The organism is Clostridium sp. DL-VIII, from assembly GCF_000230835.1.
GTDB lineage: Bacteria > Bacillota > Clostridia > Clostridiales > Clostridiaceae > Clostridium.
This window is the reverse complement of record NZ_CM001240.1, coordinates 5,894,966-5,917,991: the sequence shown is the minus strand read 5'-3', so window position 1 is coordinate 5,917,991 and position 23,026 is coordinate 5,894,966. Positions and strand designations below refer to the sequence as shown.

The 23,026-nt window shown below is 29.7% G+C and carries 23 protein-coding genes; 20 read left to right on the top strand and 3 right to left on the bottom strand.

Going from position 1 to position 23,026, the window contains the following annotated elements; all coding sequences use genetic code 11:
- The first annotated feature begins 2 nt into the window (after nucleotides 1–2).
- The 8 genes from CDLVIII_RS26905 (at nucleotide 3) to CDLVIII_RS26870 (ending at nucleotide 6,845) form a co-directional block, all read left to right on the top strand.
- Entirely contained in the window at nucleotides 3–389 is a 387-nt protein-coding gene (locus tag CDLVIII_RS26905; protein ID WP_009172644.1) for a ribosomal-processing cysteine protease Prp, read from the top strand.
- 4 nt (nucleotides 390–393) lie between these two features.
- Entirely contained in the window at nucleotides 394–693 is a 300-nt protein-coding gene (rpmA, locus tag CDLVIII_RS26900; protein WP_009172643.1) for a 50S ribosomal protein L27, read from the top strand.
- 600 nt (nucleotides 694–1,293) lie between these two features.
- Nucleotides 1,294–2,586, top strand: a complete 1,293-nt coding sequence (gene obgE, locus CDLVIII_RS26895) for a GTPase ObgE (RefSeq protein WP_009172642.1) — start codon at nucleotides 1,294–1,296, stop codon at nucleotides 2,584–2,586.
- Nucleotides 2,587–2,817: 231 nt separating this feature from the next.
- Nucleotides 2,818–3,120, top strand: coding sequence for a ribosome assembly RNA-binding protein YhbY (gene yhbY / locus CDLVIII_RS26890; protein ID WP_009172641.1), 303 nt, complete (start codon nucleotides 2,818–2,820; stop codon nucleotides 3,118–3,120).
- A 188-nt stretch (nucleotides 3,121–3,308) separates the two neighbouring features.
- Complete coding sequence (gene nadD, locus CDLVIII_RS26885; protein WP_009172640.1) at nucleotides 3,309–3,923, top strand: nicotinate-nucleotide adenylyltransferase; 615 nt, start codon at nucleotides 3,309–3,311, stop codon at nucleotides 3,921–3,923.
- 54 nt (nucleotides 3,924–3,977) lie between these two features.
- Complete coding sequence (gene yqeK / locus CDLVIII_RS26880; protein ID WP_009172639.1) at nucleotides 3,978–4,556, top strand: bis(5'-nucleosyl)-tetraphosphatase (symmetrical) YqeK; 579 nt, start codon at nucleotides 3,978–3,980, stop codon at nucleotides 4,554–4,556.
- A gap of 36 nt (nucleotides 4,557–4,592) precedes the next feature.
- Nucleotides 4,593–5,891 carry an LCP family protein gene (locus tag CDLVIII_RS26875; RefSeq protein WP_009172638.1) on the top strand — a complete coding sequence of 433 codons (1,299 nt, stop codon included), beginning with the start codon at nucleotides 4,593–4,595 and terminating at the stop codon, nucleotides 5,889–5,891.
- A gap of 39 nt (nucleotides 5,892–5,930) precedes the next feature.
- Nucleotides 5,931–6,845 carry an RluA family pseudouridine synthase gene (locus CDLVIII_RS26870; protein WP_009172637.1) on the top strand — a complete coding sequence of 305 codons (915 nt, stop codon included), beginning with the start codon at nucleotides 5,931–5,933 and terminating at the stop codon, nucleotides 6,843–6,845.
- Nucleotides 6,846–7,009: 164 nt separating this feature from the next.
- Here CDLVIII_RS26870 and CDLVIII_RS26865 read toward each other — a convergent pair whose 3' ends face one another.
- On the bottom strand, nucleotides 7,010–7,906 hold the full coding sequence (locus CDLVIII_RS26865; RefSeq protein WP_009172636.1) for a LysR family transcriptional regulator: 897 nt from the start codon (nucleotides 7,904–7,906) through the stop codon (nucleotides 7,010–7,012).
- A 183-nt stretch (nucleotides 7,907–8,089) separates the two neighbouring features.
- On the opposite strand from CDLVIII_RS26865, the gene asd reads away from it, so the two are divergent.
- Nucleotides 8,090–9,175, top strand: a complete 1,086-nt coding sequence (gene asd / locus CDLVIII_RS26860; protein ID WP_009172635.1) for an aspartate-semialdehyde dehydrogenase — start codon at nucleotides 8,090–8,092, stop codon at nucleotides 9,173–9,175.
- Between the two features lie 90 nt (nucleotides 9,176–9,265).
- Here asd and CDLVIII_RS26855 read toward each other — a convergent pair whose 3' ends face one another.
- Nucleotides 9,266–10,501: a D-alanyl-D-alanine carboxypeptidase family protein gene (locus CDLVIII_RS26855; RefSeq protein ID WP_009172634.1), complete on the bottom strand. Its 1,236-nt coding sequence runs from the start codon at nucleotides 10,499–10,501 to the stop codon at nucleotides 9,266–9,268.
- A gap of 164 nt (nucleotides 10,502–10,665) precedes the next feature.
- Between CDLVIII_RS26855 and CDLVIII_RS26850 the strand changes: the two genes are divergently transcribed.
- Nucleotides 10,666–11,346 carry a helix-hairpin-helix domain-containing protein gene (locus CDLVIII_RS26850; RefSeq protein WP_009172633.1) on the top strand — a complete coding sequence of 227 codons (681 nt, stop codon included), beginning with the start codon at nucleotides 10,666–10,668 and terminating at the stop codon, nucleotides 11,344–11,346.
- Between the two features lie 167 nt (nucleotides 11,347–11,513).
- On the opposite strand, the gene CDLVIII_RS26845 is transcribed toward CDLVIII_RS26850, so the two are convergent.
- Nucleotides 11,514–12,950, bottom strand: a complete 1,437-nt coding sequence (locus CDLVIII_RS26845) for a transposase (protein ID WP_009172632.1) — start codon at nucleotides 12,948–12,950, stop codon at nucleotides 11,514–11,516.
- Nucleotides 12,951–13,406: 456 nt separating this feature from the next.
- On the opposite strand from CDLVIII_RS26845, the gene CDLVIII_RS26840 reads away from it, so the two are divergent.
- The 10 genes from CDLVIII_RS26840 (at nucleotide 13,407) to CDLVIII_RS26795 (ending at nucleotide 23,013) form a co-directional block, all read left to right on the top strand.
- Nucleotides 13,407–14,105 carry a hypothetical protein gene (locus CDLVIII_RS26840; protein WP_009172631.1) on the top strand — a complete coding sequence of 233 codons (699 nt, stop codon included), beginning with the start codon at nucleotides 13,407–13,409 and terminating at the stop codon, nucleotides 14,103–14,105.
- 18 nt (nucleotides 14,106–14,123) lie between these two features.
- Nucleotides 14,124–14,540 carry an RDD family protein gene (locus CDLVIII_RS26835; RefSeq protein ID WP_009172630.1) on the top strand — a complete coding sequence of 139 codons (417 nt, stop codon included), beginning with the start codon at nucleotides 14,124–14,126 and terminating at the stop codon, nucleotides 14,538–14,540.
- A 125-nt stretch (nucleotides 14,541–14,665) separates the two neighbouring features.
- Entirely contained in the window at nucleotides 14,666–16,024 is a 1,359-nt protein-coding gene (gene rlmD, locus CDLVIII_RS26830; protein WP_009172629.1) for a 23S rRNA (uracil(1939)-C(5))-methyltransferase RlmD, read from the top strand.
- A 496-nt stretch (nucleotides 16,025–16,520) separates the two neighbouring features.
- A complete protein-coding gene (locus tag CDLVIII_RS26825) occupies nucleotides 16,521–17,276 on the top strand; it encodes a hypothetical protein (RefSeq protein ID WP_009172628.1) in 756 nt (251 codons plus the stop codon).
- Between the two features lie 32 nt (nucleotides 17,277–17,308).
- Nucleotides 17,309–18,073, top strand: coding sequence for a hypothetical protein (locus tag CDLVIII_RS26820; RefSeq protein WP_009172627.1), 765 nt, complete (start codon nucleotides 17,309–17,311; stop codon nucleotides 18,071–18,073).
- A 41-nt stretch (nucleotides 18,074–18,114) separates the two neighbouring features.
- Nucleotides 18,115–18,546 (top strand): hypothetical protein, encoded by a 432-nt coding sequence (locus CDLVIII_RS26815; protein ID WP_009172626.1) that lies wholly within the window; start codon nucleotides 18,115–18,117, stop codon nucleotides 18,544–18,546.
- Between the two features lie 143 nt (nucleotides 18,547–18,689).
- Nucleotides 18,690–20,147: a class I SAM-dependent DNA methyltransferase gene (locus CDLVIII_RS26810; RefSeq protein ID WP_035301944.1), complete on the top strand. Its 1,458-nt coding sequence runs from the start codon at nucleotides 18,690–18,692 to the stop codon at nucleotides 20,145–20,147.
- 4 nt (nucleotides 20,148–20,151) lie between these two features.
- Nucleotides 20,152–21,303, top strand: coding sequence for a restriction endonuclease subunit S (locus tag CDLVIII_RS26805; protein WP_009172624.1), 1,152 nt, complete (start codon nucleotides 20,152–20,154; stop codon nucleotides 21,301–21,303).
- Nucleotides 21,304–21,389: 86 nt separating this feature from the next.
- Entirely contained in the window at nucleotides 21,390–22,382 is a 993-nt protein-coding gene (gene xerA, locus CDLVIII_RS26800; protein WP_009172623.1) for a site-specific tyrosine recombinase/integron integrase, read from the top strand.
- A 25-nt stretch (nucleotides 22,383–22,407) separates the two neighbouring features.
- Nucleotides 22,408–23,013: a restriction endonuclease subunit S gene (locus CDLVIII_RS26795; RefSeq protein WP_009172622.1), complete on the top strand. Its 606-nt coding sequence runs from the start codon at nucleotides 22,408–22,410 to the stop codon at nucleotides 23,011–23,013.
- The last annotated feature ends 13 nt before the right edge of the window (nucleotides 23,014–23,026 follow it).

The window sequence follows — 23,026 nt, the reverse complement described above, 5'->3', positions numbered from 1 at the left end:
TTATGATTAAAGTAAAAGTTAAACAACATAAAGATGTTATAGTTGGTTTCGTAATAAATGGTCATGCAATGAGTGGTGACAGAGACTTTTCAAATGATTCTGCACTTATTGGAGAAGCATTTGATATGATATGTAATTCAGTTTCTGTATTATCTCAAAGCGTAATCATTGGTTTGGATGAAGTTTTAAAGCTTAATTCAACTTACGAGATGAAAGACGGATACTTAAAATTAGACCTTCAGGATTTTAATCGGGAAGAACTAAACCAGGCTCAGGTTTTACTTAAAACCTTTGAAAAAAGCGTGGAAAGTGTAATTTTAGGCTTTGATGCATTAGTAGGGCAAAAGAAACGTAAAGAATATATAACTTTTATAAAAGAGGAGGTGTAGTCACATGCTAATTATGAACCTTCAATTATTCGCTCACAAAAAGGGAGTTGGTAGTTCTAAGAATGGTAGAGACTCTGAATCTAAGAGATTAGGAGCTAAATCTGCTGATGGAGAATTTGTTCTTGCTGGAAACATTCTTTATAGACAAAGAGGAACTAAAATTCACCCAGGTGAAAATGTTGGAAGAGGTAAAGATGATACTTTATTCGCTAAAGTTGATGGAATTGTTAAATTCGAAAGACTTGGTAGAGATAAGAAGAAAGCAAGTGTTTACCCAGTAGACGTTGAAGCAATAGCTGAATAATATTCTAGAAAAAAAGCACTCTTACATTAAGAGTGCTTTTTTAGGGCATATGAAAGAAAATAACAAGTCACAATATGCCAAGTATATTTTTCATCAGACAAGGAAGTAGATTACTCTCATAGTGAGTCTATTAGAGCAATCTACTGATAAGCAGTGAACCAAAAGTGAGAGTCCAAATCTTGCATTTGGTGTCTCGAATTTTCACACAGTGCAATCTATGATTTTGTGTGAATCGGTTAAGCAGACATCTCGAATCTATGATTTGATGATGGTCGCTTACTCTGTGAGTACTCAGCGAGCGTATGCGAGTCGAGTTTCTAGTGATGGAAAATAGACAGGCGGATTGACTTGTTATTTTTTTGATAATGCCTTGAAATGGCAAGTCAAACATGAGATGTATGTACACACATAATGACTTGCTATTTTTTTGAATATACTTAGGAACGGCTTGTTATTTTTATTTCTATGATTTAATATGATAAGATGAGATTTACAGAAGATAAAGTATATTAATTGAACATACTTATTAGTTTTAATAATTGAATTTATGGTCAATATATATAGAGGACTTTATAAAAAATTAGATAAGAAGGTGATTATATGTTTATAGATACAGCCAAGGTTTTCATTAAATCTGGAAAAGGTGGAGATGGTGCTATTTCTTTTAGAAGAGAAAAATATGTACCTCTTGGTGGACCAGATGGTGGAGATGGAGGAAGAGGTGGAAGCATAATCTTCCAAGTTGAAACAGGAATAACTACATTATTAGATTTTAAATATAAAAAGAAATTTATAGCAGAATCAGGTAGTAATGGCGGTGGGCAAAAGTGTTATGGTAAAGATGGTGAAAGTCTTTATATAAAAGTGCCTATGGGAACCATCATAAGAGAAGCAGAAAGTAATAAAATAATTGCAGATCTTTCACATAAAGGACAGGAATTAGTTCTACTGCGAGGTGGAAAAGGTGGAAAAGGAAATGTTAAATTTGCTACGCCAACAAAACAAGCTCCTCACTATGCAGAACCCGGAATGCCAGGAGATGAATTAAACATAATATTAGAATTAAAATTACTTGCAGATGTTGGTCTACTAGGATTCCCTAATGTAGGAAAGTCAACATTGCTTTCAATGACAACAAAAGCAAAGCCAAAGATTGCAAATTATCATTTTACTACGTTAAAGCCTAATTTAGGAGTAGTTGCAGTCGAGGGAATTGAACCTTTTGTAATGGCAGATATACCAGGAATAATTGAAGGCGCATCAGAAGGAGTTGGTCTTGGAATACAATTCTTAAGACATATCGAAAGAACAAGATTATTAATTCACATAGTAGATATCTCAGGTGTTGAGGGAAGAGAACCTTTCGAAGATTTCGTGAAGATTAACGAAGAATTAAAAAAATACTCTGTTAAACTTTGGGATAGACCACAAATCGTAGTAGCCAATAAAACAGATATGCTCTATGATGAAAGCGTCTTTGAGGAGTTTAAGAAAAAAGTTCAGGAAATGGGCTTTGATAAGGTATTTAAAATGTCAGCAGCTACAAATGAAGGTGTTGATGCTGTAATGAAGGAAGCAGCAAGAATGCTTAAGGAAATTCCGATTACAGAACTTGAAATCTCAGAAGATGAAATGTATATACCAGAAGAAAAGAGATTTACTTACGATATCAGTGTTGAAAGTAATGAAGAAGAAGGTTACAATGTTTACGTTGTTAAAGGTACTTTTGTAGATAGATTACTTAGTGCTGTAAATGTAAATGATCCAGATTCTTTAAGATATTTCCACAAAGTTCTTAGAAATAAAGGAATATTTGATGAGCTTAGAGAAATGGGAATTAAAGACGGAGATATGGTAAGATTAAACGACTTTGAATTTGAATATGTACTTTAAACAGTTTACAGTTCACAAGTAACAAGTTACAGTTAAGGAGGAAACTCCTGCAGGAGTTTCAAAAAAGTAGATTTTAAAATTTTGCAGTAGTAATAAAGCAATAAATAATGCATCTGACTAGCAGAAAATTTTATTTAAAGATTCTATCATAACTGTAAACTATGAACTGAATTAAGCCCCCGGGGATAATTAATAAACAATATGTTGAAAAGATTTAGGAGGAATGAAGAAATGTTAACAGGAAAACAAAGAGCTTATTTAAGAGGTTTAGCTAATGACCTTGCGCCAATATTTCAAATTGGGAAGAATGGTGTTGAAGAAAACTTTTTAATACAACTTAAGCAAGCGTTAGAAGCTAGAGAGTTAATAAAGATAAAGGTGTTAGAAAATAGCGGTTTAGAAACTAGGGAAACTTCTGATATGATATGTAAGGCTATTAAATGCGAGGGAATTCAGGCAATAGGTAATAAAATAGTTTTATATAAACAATCAAGCAATCTTAAAAAGAGAAAAATAGAAATACCAAGTAAATAAATTTTAAAAATTATTGAAATAATTAATGAAAGAAGCTAGATAATAATAGCTTCTTTTTTGAAATTTAAGATATTATAAATATATTTGAGTCGGCTTCATGATATAATGAAAAAAAGAAATTTAATCAAAGGTACATTCAAAAAGTAATAATTTTATTCATGTACCTAAACTACTTTGGAGGAAAGCTTATGAAACGATTTGGTATAATAGGTGGGACATTTGATCCTATTCATTATGCACATTTATATATAGGTTATGAAGCTAAGGAACAATTGAATTTAGATGAAGTGATTTATATGCCGGCAAGAAAACAGCCACTTAAGTTAAATAATATAACTACTGATTCGGAATTAAGATATGAAATGGTTGAAGCGGCAATAGAACCTTTTACGGAATTCTCTATTTCAAATTATGAAATACAAAAAGATGGACTTAGTTTTACTTATGAGACATTAGAGTATTTCAAGAGGCAAAATAATGATAAAAATGAAGAAAATGAGTTGTTCTTTATAACTGGTGCAGATTGTTTAGTTACTATAGAAAAATGGCGTAAAGTTGAAAGAATCTTTGAATTAGCCACACTTGTTGTCTTTCCAAGAAAAGGAATGGACTTAGAAGAAATGAGAAGAAAAAAGCAGGTCTTAGAAGAGAAATACAATGGAAAAATAATTATTTTGGATTTGAAACAGCTTGAGATATCTTCAACAGATATAAGAAATAGAGTAAATACAAATAAAAGAATAGATTTTTTTGTGCCACCAAAAGTTGCCGATATCATCCATAAAAACAAACTATATAAGTAGCAGGCAATAATCAGGGACAAATTTCAAGTGACAAGTTAAAAGGAGGGATTAGAGTTGCTATCTATAGGAGAAATGAAATCATATCTTAAAAATAATTTAAAGGAAAATCGATATATACATACATTAGGAGTTGCAGATACAGCTAAAAAATTAGCTAAATTAAATGGAATCTCAGAAGAAAAAGCTGAAATTGCTGGTCTTGCTCATGATGTAGCTAAAAATTTATCAAAAGATAAAATGAAAGAAATGATGCAGGAAAATAATATTTTCTTATCAGAGGTAGAAGAGAATAACCCTAATTTGTGGCATAGTATAGTTGCACCTATCGAGGCAAAAAGCAAACTTGGAATTGAAGACATAGATATATTAGATGCAATAAGATGGCATACAACAGGAAAAATCGATATGTCTATTTTGACAAAAATTATTTATATTGCGGATATGATAGAGCCAGGCAGAGATTTTGAAGGGGTTGAAAGCTTAAGGAAAATTACATTTACAAGCTTAGATGAAGGAGTATATTATGGGCTAAACAGTAGTATAGAAATTTTATTAGAAAGAAATTTATTGATTGATGAAAATACAATAAGAGCGCGGAATTACTTTTTATTTCATCTAAAGCTTCAAAAATAATAAGATATAATTCATCATTTTTTAAGAGGTGAATACATGAGAAGAAAAAATAATAGCAAAAAGAACATTATAGGAGTAGTATCAAAGTTTTTTAAGAAAAATAATGATTCAACTAACATTTTAGAGAAATTAATTTTAGGTGTAATAGCTTTTATAATTACCTTTTTCATAGTATCCATGGTATCAGGAGCATATGCTTTAACTAAAATAGGCAGTAGATCAATGCCAAGCAGTATAGATCCAGCTTCAAATGAACCAGTAAATATTTTATTGATTGGAACAGATATAGGAAATGTAAATCAGGTAGATAATCAGACAGACAAAAGAACTGATACTATAATGGTATTAAACTACAATCCACAAAATAAGAATTTACATATTGTGTCTATTCCTAGAGATACCTTAATAAATGTTAATGGGAAAAATGTTAAAATAAATTCAGCTTATGAAATTGGTGGATATTCTAAAATAAAATCAGAGGTCGAAAATTTATTAGATATAAATATAAATTATATGGTTAAGATTGATTATACCGCTTTTGATGAGATCATAGATGCAATTGGAGGCGTTGATATGAAAATCGATAGAAATATGATTTATGATGATCCAGTACAGAATCTTCACATTAATTTTAAAGCTGGAGAAACAGTAAATTTGGATGGAAAAAAGGCAGAGGAATTCTTTAGGTGGAGAGAAAACAATGATGGAAGCGGTTTTGCCAATGGAGATTTGGATAGAATAGAAAACCAGCATAAATTTATATCTAAGGTTATTGAAAAGTGTACAAGTCCTCTTATGATATTTAGAGTACCTAAGATAATGTCAGCTGTAGGTGATAATGTGGAAACCAATATGTCAAGTGTTGACGTTTTAAGTTATGGTATGAAGTTTATGGGATTGAAGCAGGAAAATGTAACAATGAGCACAATAAAGGGAACAGAAAAAACTATTAATGGAGAGTCATTTGTAGTTTTTGATAAAAATGCAAATAAGGAAATATTAGCACCACTTACGTCATCATCTAATTCTAAAAGTTTAATATCAAGTACATCAAAGGGTGATATTAGAATAAAAATATTAAATGCAACAAAAATTAATGGATTAGCTGCAAAGGTAATGAAGCAGTTAAGTAATGATGGATATACAAAGATTGATACAGGCAATATTGAACTTAGTGATAAGAGTAGGATACTCGCAAATGATAGCGATAAATCGAATACAATAAAGCAGGATTTGAATATTAAGGACATTGAAAAAAAAGAAAATAAGCCTGAATATAATGATTATGATGTGATTATAATTTTAGGTAAGGATTATGAGGAATTTGGGAAATAGAGATTAGTTAACTAAATCACACAAGGAGAAGACAAGTAGATGAGCATTTTAGAAAAGCAGGTTGAAAATATAGAAGAAGGTACTAAAATAAGGGAATATCTCAAAAAAGAGCTTGGACTATCAACGAGATTAATAAGAAGTGCATCTATTGATAAAAGGATATTCGTTAATAATGAAGTAGTAAAGATGAACCGAATACTAAGTTCAGGAGAAACAATAAAGATTGATTTAGCTAAGGATGAAAGCCAAGACATAGCGCCAGAAAAGATGGATATAGATATTGTTTATGAAGATGAAGATATATTAGTAGTTAACAAAAAACCTTTTATGGTGGTTCATCCAACAAAAAGTTATCAAAGTGGAACTCTTGCAAATGGTGTAATAAATTATTTTATGGAAAGTGGTCAGAATTGTATAGTAAGATTGGTATCAAGACTGGATATGAATACATCAGGGCTCATCATAATAGCTAAAAATCAATTTTCTCATGGAATGTTATCAAAAGAGATGAGTGATAATAAGGTTGAAAAAAGATATTTAGCAATTGTTCATGGATGTATGAAGGAAAAGCAGGGAACGATTGATTTGCCTATATATAAACCAGAAGGTATTGAAAATGGAATTAAGAGAATAATAGACGAAAGAGGCCAGAGAAGTATAACCCATTATAAAGTCGTTGAAGAATTCAGTAATTCTAGTTTAGTAGAATGTAAATTGGAAACTGGCAGGACTCATCAAATAAGAGTACATTTAAGCCACTTAGGACATCCGATTTATGGAGATGTATTATATGGATACGGTGAAGAGGAGGAAGATTTAATAAAGAGGCAGGCACTTCATGCTTATGGCCTAAGTTTTAATTCTCCAAGAAGTGGAGAGTCCCTTTCCTTAAGGGCAGAACTTCCAGATGATATGAAGGAATTGATTAAAAATTTGAAGACAAAAATGAATTAAGGCACATGAACTTGTTATTTATTTGATAGTGCCTAACTAAATACAGGTTTAAAAGCTCAAGTGATTTTATTTAATTGCTTGAGCTTTTATTATAATTTGTAAATTTATAATTTCAGAAAGCATTTTTTAGTGATCTTGTAGAAAATGTAAGGTCATTAAAATTACTATTTTGAGTAAGAATTCATAAAGTCTTTAGATAATCTAAGAAATTCCTTTAGCGCTGGAGAAATCCATTTGTCCTTGTGATAAAGTACTTGAGAGATTATTCCAAAGTTAGGGCCTTCCCAATTTAGAGGAATCAGTTTACCACTATTTATTTCATCTTCCACAGCAACTTTTGGAAGTAGTGTTATGCCAAGGCCGCTCATTGTAAATTGTTTAATGGCTTGAACACTTCCAGTTTCAAAGGCTACATTTGGTTTTATATCGCAACTTGTTAGAATGTTTTCTAAGGAGGCTCGGTAGCTGCAGCCCATTTCTGTTAAGATAAGAGGCTCATTCTCAATATCTTTTGGCAGTATTGATTTTTTACTTATAAGCGGGTGTCCTGGATAAGCTAAAAATAGCATAGGTTCAGAAATTTCTACGTCAGATATAAATTCATCAGAATCAATTTTTACCCCCAATGAAAACGCTACATCAATAATATTATCAGTTAAAAAATATCTAAAATCAGCACAACTGCCAAATTTTAATGAGACTTCAACTTCAGGATAAAGTCTTTTATACTCCTTAAGTATTTCAGGAAGTCTTAATACACATAATGATTCAGCAGCACCAATGGTTAGAGTTCCGCTGGGTGTTTCTTTGTTGAATACTGTGTTTTTTATATCGCTTGATAGTTTTAACATCTGTTTTGCATAGGGTAAAAGTTTTTTTCCTTCATGTGTTAATGTAACGTTCTTGCCTATTCGCTCAAAAAGTTTCACTTCAAGCTCGTTTTCTAGTTGTTTAATTTGAGTTGTTATAGTAGATTGTGCATAACCTAAAATATCTGCAGCTTTAGTAAAGCTTTGAAGTTTACTTATTGTTAAGAATGCATTAAGCTGCTTAAAGTCCATAAAATCATCTCCATCAAATTTATTGATTATAGCAATAGAAATTATCAATTTTACTAATATATGTATAAATGATATCATATTTATAAGAGATAGGGAATACAGAAAAATAATTGAACAATGTATGTGGTTTAATTATCTTTTTAAATATGACCGGCAAAATAAAATTGTAAGAGGTGTTTTTTAATGAGTGATAAGTTAAAAGTAGGAATAATAGGAGCTACTGGTATGGTGGGACAAAGGTTTCTATGTCTTTTGGAAAATCATCCTTGGTTTGAAGTAACCGTACTTGCTGCAAGTAAAAATTCATCAGGGATGACTTATAAAGAAGCTGTAGAGAAAAGGTGGAAGATGGATACCCCATTACCTGAAAAATACAAAGATATGATAGTTAGAGATGCCTTTGAAGTAGAAGAAATCTGTAATATGGTTGATTTTGTTTTCTGTGCAATTTCACTTAATAAGGAACAGACTAAATTACTTGAAGAAGATTATGCAAAACATGAAACTCCAGTTGTCTCAAATAATTCAGCAAATAGAAATGTAGAGGATGTTCCAGTATTAATCCCTGAAATAAATGGAGTTCATGCAGAAATCATTGAAAGTCAAAAGAAAAGATTAGGAACTAAAAGAGGTTTTATAGCAGTAAAACCAAATTGTTCAATTCAAAGCTATGTACCGCCAATAAATGCTCTTATGGAATATGAGCCAGAAAAAATTCTAGTCTGCACTTATCAGGCAATTTCTGGGGCAGGTAAAACTTTTAAAGAATTTCCTGAGATTCTTGATAATGTAATACCATTTATAGGCGGGGAAGAAGAAAAAAGTGAAAATGAGCCGCTAAAAGTATGGGGAAAGATAGAAAATGGTAAAATTGTGAGTGCTAAAACACCTGTTATTACAGCTCAATGCATAAGAGTTCCAGTATCAAATGGACACTTAGCCGCTGTTTACGTGAGCTTTAAGAAGAAGCCTACAAAGGAAGAAATAATAAAGGCATGGGAAAGTTTTAAAGCACCTGAAGTTGTTTTAAATCTTCCAAGTGCACCAAAACAGTTTTTGAAGTATTTCACAGAGGATAATAGGCCTCAAACTAATTTAGATAGAGATTATGAAAACGGAATGGGAATATCTATGGGAAGACTTCGAGAAGATACGCTATTTGATTATAAATTTGTAGGTCTTTCTCATAATACTTTAAGAGGAGCAGCAGGCGGCGGTGTTTTATCGGCTGAGTATTTAAAAGCTTGTGGATATTTAACTGCAAAATAGATGTGTAATAAGCTTAAGAATATAAAATTAAAGGAAGCAGTTTTCTGCTTCCTTTAATTTTATGTAAAATAATCATGACATTATAATTTGTTATTTATTTTCATGTGATTTATTAAATTTGTTCTTTAAGAATCGCTTCAATCCAAATGCTCCTGCAAGGCAAACAGCAATAGCGCCTACATAAGCTGGGGCATTATCTTTATTTGGAAGTGCAGATTCATAATGCCTGGAAACTCCAGCTTCTAAATCAACAGTAGTATATTCCTTATCATTAACATAAACTGTTCCTTCTAATATATTTTCACCTTTATCAAAAGATTGTTTACTTAAATCCTTATCGTCCACTTTAATTTCAGAGGATACTGAATTTTCTTGTCCTTTAGGAACAATATAATCTATATCCTTGGAACTTATAAGAGGTATTGTAAGTTTACTGTTTATGTTATATTGTGAGATTTCATCACCTTTTTTATAAAGATGTACTAAAGAATAATTGTTAAAACCATAATCAAAAACATCTTTCATATCTTGAAAATTTTTATCTTTATCAAGTGCATTCAAAAATGAAGCAATAAGTATATGTCCATCTTTTTCTGCAGCAGCAACATAAGTTTGGTTTGCCTTTGTTGTATATCCATTTTTACCAGTTGTGGCAAATTGATAATAATATCTAGAATTCTTATTAATAAGATAATTTTTATTGTTTACTGTAAAAGTTTTACTAGAATCATTTTTCAAGGTTATTGTATGAGAAGGAGTTTGAGAAATTTCCATATATTCTTTATTATTTATAGCTGCTCTTAAAAATAATGCTAAATCATGTGGTGTTGTTATATGTTCAGGATCTGGCATGCCACTTGGATTTTTAAAGTTTGTATGTAATGCACCTAATTCTTTAGCCTTAGCATTCATAAGCTTAGAAAATTCATCTACGTTTCCAGATATATGATCGGCTAAAGCATTAGCACAGTCATTATCAGAATCTAAAAGAAGACCAAAAAGCAAATCTCGTACAGTTAAAACATCACCCTTTAGCAGACCTATACCAGTTCCACCCACTTTGGTGTAGTCTTCTTGAACAGTAACCTCATCATCAAGGCTGCATTTCTCTAAAGTGATAAGTGCAGTTATTACTTTAGTCGTTGAAGCTGGTTCAAAGGTAGTTTCTTCATTCTTCCCAAATAATACTTCTCCTGTAGATGCATCAATTAAGACTGAGCCTTGAGCATTAATTTGAGGTGGTGAAGTTTCAGCATATGCGTTTATAGATGTCGCATAAAATAAAAATAAGAGTAAGATATTAAGTCTTTTTAAAAATTTTTTCATAAAATTCTCCATACGTAAATCAAATATTTTACTTATATTCAAAATACATTTTACCAAAAATAATTAATTTATGCTACATAAAGTTCAAAATTAATCCAATTAGAGTCTAAATTACAATAAAATGGATATAATATGCAAAAGATAAACTAAAAGGAGATAACGATGTGATACAAGAATTGTTAAAGGATAAGAAAAAAATAGGAATATCAGCTATATTAATTATTGTAATGATTGTATTAGGAATTACATATTTGAAATCTGGCTTTAAAGAATTAAAGAAAAATGATACGGAAAATATTTTTGTGGATGATACAGAAAGTATTAATACATCAGTTAAGGAAAGCAATAGCAAGAAAGAAAGCGATAATAACACAGATAAAAGAGCTGAAACAGTTCAGCCTAAAGATAAAAGAATAGTTGTAGAAATTAAAGGAGAAGTAAAAAAACCAGATGTATATATGTTAGATGAAAATTCTATAATAAAAGATCTTATAGAAGCAGCAGGTGGACTAACTGAAAATGCTGATTTAAACAATATAAATAGAGCAAAAAAACTACAAGATCATGATTTAATTTACATTGCAAATAAAAATGAAATAGTAAATGGAACGCAAAATGTAAATCAAAGTAGTAACAATAATGAAAATGAGAGTAAGAAAGTTAACATAAATAATGCAACATTAGAGGAATTAAAAACAATAAAAGGGATAGGAGATGCGAAAGCAAAAAGTATAATTGAATATAGAGAACAAAATGGAGGATTTAAAACTATAGAGGACATAAAGAAGGTTACTGGAATAGGAGAAAAGATGTTTGAAACAATTAAAGAACAGATTGAAACGTAGGCAAGATCAAAAAATATATAAGTTCTAATAGATTCTCTACATTTTTTAGGTAATTATTTTAAAAAATTCTGAAGGAATTTTTTAATTAATTTTTAATTGTCAAATATACATTGTTAATTATAATATGCGAATCATATTTATACTGGACAGTCAAAAATTTTGTTCAATTAACAAGCCTGTAGATCATCATAAAATGAAGCATCTGCTTGCTTGTTTTTAATTATTTTAGTTATGCTTAAATTCGCATTTTTACACATAATGCGAAAAATGTTTTTACGAAAGTAGCTTGCTACTGTTGCTTCTGAAACTATTTCTTTCGATGGTGTTCTTAGATATCTAAAGAATTTGTTATTTAGTTCTGTTGCCGAAAATTTTAGTGCAATTATTTGTAATAATCCAATTGCAATTGAACTACACATAACATACATTTCAATAGCATTTAGTGTAGATATAATTCTTTCCTTTACTTTTTCATCCTCAACTTTATCAATAGCATCAATTTCATCTTTTTTCTTGAATCTATTTAGTTTTGGCATTGATTTGCTCCAAAATTGATAACTAAAAGCACCTATTACTTGTTTTAGTTCACGAAATGTACACTCAATTTTAAAACGATAGCTATACAGTCTTATTATTGTTTCTGGATTTAGATTAAGATCTGTGCTAACCAATATAGAATTTATACCGTTGTAGCTGACAAGCACAAAACGCAATTCTTGATATAATTTTTGTCCCCAAAGAAGATTTATGCAATAGTAACTAACATCTTGTTCTTTACCATAAATCTTAACTGTTGTTGTTTTAAAAGATTCCTTTTTTTCTTGGAAGTAATCTTTTAACTTAACAGAAGTTCCTTTTTCACGTGGTCTTCCTCGTCCACTATATTCGCCATGTTCTTCATAAGCAACACAAGACTTTTTAGCTTTTGTTACAATTTGTAGTAAACTACCATTTTCTTGATTCAGCTTATTTAAGGCTATCAGGGCAGGAACAGAAAGAAAATATCTATCTAAAAGTAGAATTGATCTTTCACCCAAAGTTTTTGTGATTGAAAAACCATTTTGAATCATTTGAACAATATGAGATTCATATTGTTCTTCTGGCTGTATCCAGCTTCGGATAGTCTTTATACCATCTTGAAGATTGATTAACAGAGGAATACAAAACATCTTTGAACTATTTCCTGCAAGTATTCCTATTCCACCAAACATATGGCCAAAGATATATTCGCCTTTTGAAGAATTTTCAGATTCTTGGTGTAGTTTTTTTACGCCAGGCATCTTGCGAGCCTCTTTTGAAGCTTTGATACCATCCCCAACAAGAATTGTTACTCCATCTTCCTTATAAATAGGTGCAAAGCTTTTTATAATTTCACACCACTTGTTTGTAATAGCCTCAAGTGTCCATGAAGAAGAATGAAAAAAATGTATCATTGTAGCATAGCTACTATGCGAAAGATTCAAATCACGAATTATTGATGTTAATCCTAATGAATCTGAACGCAGCATAAGACCTATTATAATAATGACAAACCAGTTAAATGAGGCTTGCCTTGAAAAACATTCTTTAAAGTTAGCTAAAATTTTATTTAATAAATTCCACATAAATCTATAGTTTCTCTACCAATATTATGATAAACTAACTTTAGTTAATTCTTTTGGTAGAGTGTATCTCCTTTTTTTCTTAAGCAATTAAAAGGATACTATAAATTTGCCTAAAAGGGTTAACTTTTTTTATAGAACTTTTGACTGTCCAGTATTTATAATACTATTTTTTTCATGTACTGCAGCAGGTTAGCATATATAATTTCAATATATTACATAATGAGAACAATTGCATGTAAGGGTAAAAGAATATATAATAAACATACATATTGTATTAAATTTGATAATATAGATGAAATTTAAAATATAATTAATAAAAGAATAACATTATATTATAGGAAGAAAGTATAGTATTGACACAAAATTGTAATATAGAAATGGTAAAGTTTTATTATTCATTGCAATATATTAATTAGACATCAGAATAACATCTATAAAATTAAGGAGGAAGATTTAGTGTCTAAAAAAATTATAAGTCTAGTAATGGGCCTTATGGTTGCAATATCGCTAATAGGATGCAGCAGCAATGCAAGTGGGAATTCTGAGGATACAAAAGCACAAACCGCAACTGAGGATAATACAGACCCTAAAGACAAAGATTTAGATGGAAAATGGGCGAAAAACTATACATTAGAAGAAACTCAAAATTTATTTAAAGACAAGTTATCAAAGATGGAGAATATAACCAAGGAACTTGGGGTAAAATATTCAAAAGATGAAAAGGTGAAAAATGACAAAGATGAAACGGTAAATGATAATAGTATATATTTTGATAATGATAAGCCTGAAGCAAATAAAATGGAAAGCTTGTATTTTGGTATGAAAACATATGGAGATGATTTATCAAGTGGAGATATAAGTTTAAAGTTAAGTTTGAACTTTGATGGTGAAAGTGCTATAAAAAATAATAATTTTGACTTAGGAAAAACATCTTTTAAAAAGTACATAGAAGCATTTACAGGTCAAGAAAATAGAGATTTTTCAGACATAAATAAAGAAATAATTGAAAAACTAAAAAATGGAGATCAACAAGTTGATATAAAAGACACAGTTGATGGGTTAAAAGAAGAAATTTTAGCCACTAAAACGTGTATAATATATACATTGTCTACAAAAAAATATAAATTTGCAGATGGTGAAATGAGTATGGAATAGACCAAGGGGGAAAAGTTTTTGGAAAAAGATAATGTAAAAGAAAATGAAACAAACAGTGATATGGAAGAAGCAGAAGTTAAAACTTCAGGCATAGAAAACACAGAAGAAGTTTCAAATGATACAGAAGAAGCGGCAGTAACAGTTAGCGAGGAAATTGAAAGTTCAACTAATGAAGAAGTAGATGAAAAGCCTGGTGCTAGTGGAATTATTTTAGCTAATATCTTAGATCAATTATTAATAGTTGCATGTTCTCTTTTACTGGCATTTTTATGTAATTCAATCTTAAAGTTATTTGGATACATGTTTGTACAAGGAAATGGATCAATAATTCTAGCTGGAGGAATAATATATTTTATTATAAATTGTATTTATGCACCGATTATGGAGAAAACTAAGCTAGGAAAAACTATTGCAAAGAAGATATTAAATTTATAATAATTTAACAACTTACAGTATAAACAGAGAATATAAAAGAAATTTTATATTCTTATGTTTTTTTATTTAGAAAAATAATATATGATATATGAGTAACAAAAATATGAAAACATTAGGAGTAAATAATGAAAAGAGGAAGCGATTTAACTGTTAAAATAGAAAAATTACAATTTCCGTCGACAGGAATAGGTTATGCAGAAGATAAGACAATTTATGTTAAGAATGCATTTCCAGGTCAAACTGTGACTGGAAGGGTAAAAAAGAAAAGAGAAGATTATGCTGAAGTTAAGTTATTAAGTGTAGATGAAAAGGCAGATTACGAAATTGACGCAATTTGTCCGCATTTTGGTGTATGTGGAGGATGCTCATCTCAAACTATAGATTATGAAAAGCAATTAGAGTTTTTAAGTGAAGAGGTTAAAACTTTATTTGAAGAAGATAATATTGAAATGGGAGAATACTTAGGGATTCAAGGAAGCCCGAATCAATGGGAGTACAGAAATAAAATGGAGTTCACTTTTGGAGATGAAGCAAAAGGTGAGCCACTTTCTCTTGGAATGCATATGAGAGGAAAGTCTTTTGGAATATTAACTGTAGATGAATGTAAACTTGTTGATGAAGATTATAGAAAGATTATTAAATTAACAGTAGATTATTTTAGAAAAATGGATTTGCCTTACTATAAAGTAATGAAGGCAGAGGGATATTTAAGACACTTAGTTATAAGAAAAGCTCAAAATACTGGGGAAATATTAGTAAATCTTGTAACTACAACTCAAATAGATTTTGATTTAGGTGAATATGTAAAGCTGCTAAGAGAGCAAAGCTATAAGGGAAATCTAGTATCGATAATACATACAGAAAATGATTCGAGATCTGATGCAGTAATCCCTGAAAAAGTAATTGTACTATTTGGCAAAGACTATATAAGAGAGTCATTACTTGGATTACAATTTAATATTTCACCATTTTCATTTTTTCAAACCAATACAAAAGGTGCAGAAGAACTATATTCAATAGTTAAGGATTTTCTTGGAGAGAGCGAAGATAAAGTTGTATTTGATCTTTACTGTGGTACTGGAACTATAGGCCAGATAGTAGCACCAAACGCAAAAAAGGTTATTGGGATTGAGCTTATAAAGGAAGCTGTTGAAGCTGCCAAGGAAAATGCTAAACTAAATGGATTAGATAATTGTGAATTTATAGCTGGAGATGTGGCAGAAATAATTAAAAAAGTAAAAGATAAACCAGATATAATAATATTAGACCCTCCAAGAACTGGAGTACATCCAAAGGCGTTAGATTATGTAATTAGGTTTAATGCAAAGGAAATAATATATGTTTCATGCAATCCTAAGACACTTGTAGCGGATCTTAAAGTACTCACAGAAAGAGGATATAAAGTAGTTAAAACAAAGGTGAAGGATATGTTCCCTAACACGCCTCATGCTGAGACAGTTGTTAAGCTAGTTAAGAAATTGTAGCCACCCCATAAACCTTGCCAATTGCCACTAAACCCTGCCGATTCTGATAAACCTTGACAAAAACGTGATAGGGATAAGGGATGAAAGGAATTTAAGGGAGTAAGGTTGGAAGGGAAAAGTTAGCGATTTTTAAGGATAAAACCTTGAAACTAACATCCGTGCCGAATGGCGAAATGATAGGGATTTAAAAGGATTAAGGAATGATAATATTAAGGCAAAACTTAATATCTATTGTTCCTTTTTTCTTTTTCATTTGCTCCTTAACCCTAATATGTTTCGTCAGACTTTAGTGTCTTTCCGATTAAATATTGACGATGAAAGAGGTAACTGATACCATTATATTTAACGCGAATATCTCGGCAAGGTTTAAGGAAATGAACGAAGGAATGCGGGTTTGAGGGGGATTTTTTCAGCACGCTTTGTGGTTTGCTTACATAGTAAGGAACGATTTTTGAGAAAATCGTTAAGGAGATTATATAGAAGAGGTGAATATTAAATGTCGGAATTATGTTTAGAATTTTTTACACCTAATGAAGATGATACATGGATTTCACGTGGTGATGCAAAAATTAATGTTAAAGCTCATATTTGGATACTGAAATCGGAAACTGAGAAAATAGAAATTATAAAAAAAGTGTTAGAAGTTTATGCTAAACGAACGGAATATAGAGGGCAACATTTTACTTATGGAGAATTATTAAATTGTTTAGAGTATTATGGAGCTGATATCTCAAATAAAAATGTAAATGAATTGGAAGAAAATTTCTATGTTGTATTATGGAATGCAAAAGATTTTTATACTGAATTAGAATGGAGAGATGATGGTCATGTATATGAACTTTTTATAAATTGTGTATGCAGTAAAGATACAAACATAATATGTGAAGGTATTAAAGATACAGGCGGTGAAAAGAGAACATTAGAATTAAAAAACTTCAGAGCATATGACGGACATAAAATGGAAGCTTCAATTAATCTTAAAAAATATAAGAAGCTTCAGAATAAAAAAGACTATTTTAGGCTAAAAAGTATCTTTCAATTAAGTAATATGTATTTATTTAATAGGTTAATAGATTTTGTAGAAACAAATTATAATTACGAGCTCATATTTCCTAAAATACATAAAAAATATGAAGATGAATATAATTATTTAATGAAAAATTCAAAAGATTACAAAATGGATTGTACTTTAATAGAGTCTACTTCAGAAGTAATTCTAAAAGTAAGTTTTAAACCTTGTATAGTTAAATAAAGTGGAGTTTTCTATGGAATGAAGAGGTGCTTATGAGTACTTATATATTATTAATAATGAATGCTTATATTGAAAAAGAAAAAAGTGAGCCAATGCTTAAGCATAAAAAATGGATTGATTTTTTTAAGGAAAATGTAAGAGTAACAATTTTTTTTGGATTAGCAATAGTAGCACTTATATCTGTAATAGTATTAGTTTTTATAAAAATTTTATGTGGAGAAAATTTTATAAAAACTCCATATTGGGAAATTGGAATGGTAATAGCATCAATAGTACATGCCATATTAATTATAATATTATTTTATATATCTGAAAAAGAGGGACAAAAGAATTATAAGAATCGTATAAATAAATATGAAATGAGACTAAACATTCTTAGGTATATATTAAAATATGAATTTTATGTATATGAGCAAAAGAAAATTGAGGAGTTAATTAAACAATGCAATTCAGCGATAAAATTTCATCAAATTAGCAATAAAATATTTAAATCATTAAGTAGTCTAACAAAATCGGCATTGTTTCCTATAATGGCATTTTCATTTGGGTTAATGGCTAAAAAAGTTAAAGTAAATATAAATGATATTATAATACTAACAATATTAACAATATGGATAATTGTTATGTTTTGGATATTGTTCCATGGAATTAAACATTATGTAGAAATTTTTTTAGATGGTGAGAGTAATAAATTTAAAAAATTAAAAGGAATGCTAAATGATATAATTATTAAAGACTTTCTTAAAGATGAAAATAAAAAAAGTAATTTTGAATTATATAACAGTGGAAATAGTTAGGTTGTAAGGATTAATTGCTATTAAAAAGGAGACAAGTTATAGTGGGATATATAGTTGGAGTAAGCAAATACGAGAATATGATTTTTAAAACGGTTGATGAATTAGAAGATTATTTAGAAGAAGACGATTGTGAGGAAAGTGAGATAGGATTATTTAATATAAATTTTCAGAAGTGGACTGATGAATGGCTGAGAAAAGAATGTAGAGATGGAGATAAAATTAATTCTGAGAAAGTAATATTGAATAGAGACATGATTGAGAGATTTGTTGAACATTGCAATAAAATACTCAATAATGGATATATTGAGTATTACACTGAATCTTATTTTAATGCTAATAGTATAGATGATTTACAAAAACTTAACGAAGAGATAGAGCTTGAAGTCTGTGATACAAGAGAGAAATTTGAAACTTTATTAAAAGCAGAATTTGAAAGTCATACATTTATTTATTGGAAAATTTTAAGTATATAGTATTAACTTATATATTGCAGGCGGTGTTATTTAACTGCCTGTTTTTGTATATAATTTAAATTAATAAAATCATATATATAAAATGGAAAATAATGATTTCATATAGTACAATTAAATATATAAAGTATACTGGAGGAAAACATATGATTACAGGTGAATTACGAAGTAAAGTAGATAGAATTTGGGAAACTTTCTGGACAGGTGGAATTACTAATCCATTAGAAGTAATAGAGCAGTTCACATATCTTTTATTTATAAAAGGTTTAGATGATAATGAAACTATAAAGGAAAATGAAGCGGTATTTTTAGGAATAGATTTTGAAGGAGCATTTCCTAAGGATAAGCAACATTTAAGATGGAGTAAATTTAAAAATGAAGAAGCAGGAGAAATGTATAGAATATTTGCAGAAGAAGTTTTTCCGTTTATAAAAAATCTCCATGGTGATGAAGCATCTGCATATTCAAAATATATGGGAGATGCAATATTTAAGATACCTACGCCACTAATGCTATCAAAAATAGTAACAGGTATAGATAATATAGATATGGCAGAAGGAGATACTAAGGGAGACCTTTATGAATATTTATTATCAAAAGTAGCAACAGCAGGAACAAATGGACAATTTAGAACTCCACGACACATTATAGATATGATTGTTAAATTAATGAAGCCAACACCATCAGATATAATTGTTGACCCTGCATTTGGAAGTGGTGGATTCTTAGTTCAATCACAAGAATATTTAAGAGAAAATCATAATGATTTATTTTTAGTAAGTGAATTAAAAGAACATTTTAATAATATGATGTTTAATGGTTTTGATATGGATAGAACTATGCTTAGAATTGGAGCTATGAACATGATGCTTCATGGTGTAGATAATCCTAATATAGAGTATAAGGATTCACTTTCAGAAGCAAATACTGATAAGGAAAAGTATACCTTAGTCCTTGCCAATCCGCCATTTAAAGGAAGTTTAGATTATGAAGCTGTATCAGCTGACCTTTTAAAAATAACTAAAACTAAAAAGACGGAACTTTTATTCTTAGCTTTATTCCTAAGAATATTAAAAACTGGGGGACGATGTGCATCTATAGTACCTGATGGAGTATTATTTGGTTCAACAGGAGGACACAAGAGTATTAGGGAAGAAATTGTGGAGAAGCATAAACTTGAAGCTATAATATCTATGCCAAGTGGTGTATTTAAGCCATATGCAGGAGTTTCAACAGCTATTATGATATTCACTAAGACTGGTACTGGTGGAACTGATAAAGTATGGTTCTATGATATGAAAGCAGATGGATATTCTTTAGATGATAAGAGAAGTGAAGTTGAAGCTAATGATATACCGGATATAGTATCAAGGTTTAACAACTTAGAAGGTGAAACTGATAGAAAGAGAACAGAACAAAGCTTCTTTGTACCTGTTGAAGAGATAAGGGAAAATGGATATGACTTATCTATTAATAAGTATAAGGAAATTGAATATGAAGAAGTGGTTTATGATGAGCCTAAGGTCATTTTGAACAAAGTTAAGGAACTTGAGAAAAATATAGCTCAAGGATTGGATGAATTAGAAAGAATGATTGAGGTATAACTTTATGAGTATTGAATATTTAAAGTTAGGAAATATTGCAACATATATCAATGGTTATGCGTTTAAGCCAGAAGATTGGGAGAATCAAGGTAAGCCAATAATAAGAATACAAAATTTGACCAATAGTAGTGATGAATTAAATTATTTTAATAAAGATATAAATGAAAAATACATAGTGAAAACAGGAGATATATTAATATCATGGTCTGCAAGTATTGGAATTTATGAATGGAATAAAAGCGAGGCGGTTTTAAATCAACATATATTTAAAGTTGTATTTGACAAAATAAATGTAAATAAGCAATATTATAAATTTATGGTAGGAATGTGTTTAGAAAAGGCAATGAAATATATGCACGGTTCTACAATGAAACATATTACTAAGAAGTATTTTGATGATATCTTAGTTCCAGTTCCAGATTTAAAAGTTCAGGAAAAAGTAGCAAAAGTATTAAATAAATCTCAAGAATTAATAGATAAGAGAAAAGCTCAAATGGAAGCTTTAGATGAATTAGTCAAATCGCAATTTATCGAGATGTTTGGTGACCCATCAAAGAATCCTATGGGATGGAAAGAAACAACTATAGGGGATAGTTGTTATTATGTTAAAGATGGTCCCCATGCGTCACCTAATTATGTTGAAAAAGATAAAGGAATACCATTTATATCAGTGAGAAACATTGTGGATGGTTATATTAATTGGGATACAGCTAAATATATTTCCGAAGATGACTACGAGACTTTTATAAAAAAGTGTGAACCTGAAAAAGGAGATGTACTATACTCTAAGGGCGGAACAACAGGTATTGCAAAGTATATAGATACTGATAAAAAATTTGCAAATTGGGTACATATTGCAGTGCTGAAATTTGAGAAAGATTTAGATGGAATCTTTTTTGAGAATATGCTTAATTCTGCATATTGCTATCAACAATCCCAAAGACTAACAAAGGGTATTGCAAATCGGGATTTAGTATTAGGTTCAATGAAACAAATTAAATTTTATTTACCACCAATAGAACTTCAAAACCAATTTGCAGACTTTGTTAAGCAAGTCGACAAATTGAAATTTGAAATGCAAAAGAGCTTAGAAGAAATGGAAAACAACTTTAATTCATTAATGCAAAGAGCGTTTAAAGGTGAATTATTTAATTAGCAATCTAAATGATGGTATTAAAATAAGTATAATTTCAATGATAATTGGCAATATATCATAATATTTAATAAATAGGGAGATGTATTATGGTAGAAAAAATTATTACTGAGATAGAGCAAAGAATGGCATGTATTCTTAATAATATGCAAATAGAAGAATTGCATAAAGTATTAGTACACAGTTTATATGAATTGACATTACTGAACGATGGACAAGCAGGTACAAAGAAACAAAAAGAGGAATTGGATTATATAAATATTTTTATTTGTGCTAAAGGTGTAGAGGGGTGCTCAGAAAAATCTATTAAATATTATAAATCAACAATAGAAAATATGTTAAATACTATAAGGAAACCAGTAAAACATATTACAACCGAAGATTTAAGAGAATATTTATCTAATTATTATAAAAAAAATTCTTGCAGTAAAGTAAGTATTGATAATATTAGAAGGATTCTATCAAGCTTTTTTTCATGGCTTGAAGATGAAAATTATATTATAAAAAGTCCTGTAAGACGTATTCATAAAATTAAGACACCAAAGGTGGTAAAAGAAACTTATAGTGATGAAAACTTAGAAATTATGCGTGATAATTGCGTAAATTTGCGTGATTTAGCAATGATTGATTTATTGAATTCTACAGGAATGCGCGTTGGTGAATTAGTAAGGCTTAATATTAATGATATAGATTTTAATGAAAGAGAATGTATTGTGCTTGGAAAAGGTGATAAGGAGAGAAAAGTTTATTTTGATGCTAAAACTAAAATACATTTACAAAATTATTTAAATAGCAGAAATGATGATAATATAGCATTATTTGTTACATTATTAAAGCCGTATAATAGGTTACAAATTAGTGGCGTTGAAATTAGAATGAGGCAATTGGGAAGAAAACTTAATATTAATAAAGTGCATCCTCATAAGTTTAGAAGGACACTTGCAACAAGAGCTATTGATAAAGGTATGCCTATTGAACAGGTACAACAGCTTTTAGGACATCAAAAGATTGATACAACACTGCAATACGCAATGGTAAATCAAAATAATGTTAAATTAGCGCATAAAAAATATATTTCTTAATTTTGGTAAATCGCAATTTATCGAGATGTTTGGAGACCCAATTAATAATCCTATGGGATGGGAAGTTAAAAAATTAAAGAATATTTCAACAAAAATATTAAGCGGTAATACTCCTAAAGGTGGCAGTGAAGTTTATGTGGATGATGGAATTATGTTCTTTAGAAGTCAAAACGTTTGGAAAAATAAATTGGTTCTTGATGATATAGCATATATAGATAAAGAAACTCATAAAAAAATGCTGAAAAGTAGCTTAAAGCATAGAGATATTTTAATAACTAAAACAGGAAGAATAAATACTGAAAATAGTAGCTTAGGTAGAGCATCTATGTATTTGGGTGAAGATGATGGTGCTAATATTAATGGGCATGTTTATTTGATAAGACTTAAAGAAGAAATATTAAATGAGTTTATTTTATTTATTCTTACAAGTAACGAATATAGAGGATATATTAGAAGTGTTTGTGTTGGAGGAATTGATAAAAGACAGTTAAATAAAGAGCATATAGAAGAATTTCCTATAATTTTTCCACCAATAGAGAAACAAAAGAAGTTTGTTAGTTATGTTAATCAAATCGACAAATTGAAATTTGAAGTACAGGAAAATTTAATCCAATTTAGAAAAGGATTTTAGTTCACTTATACAG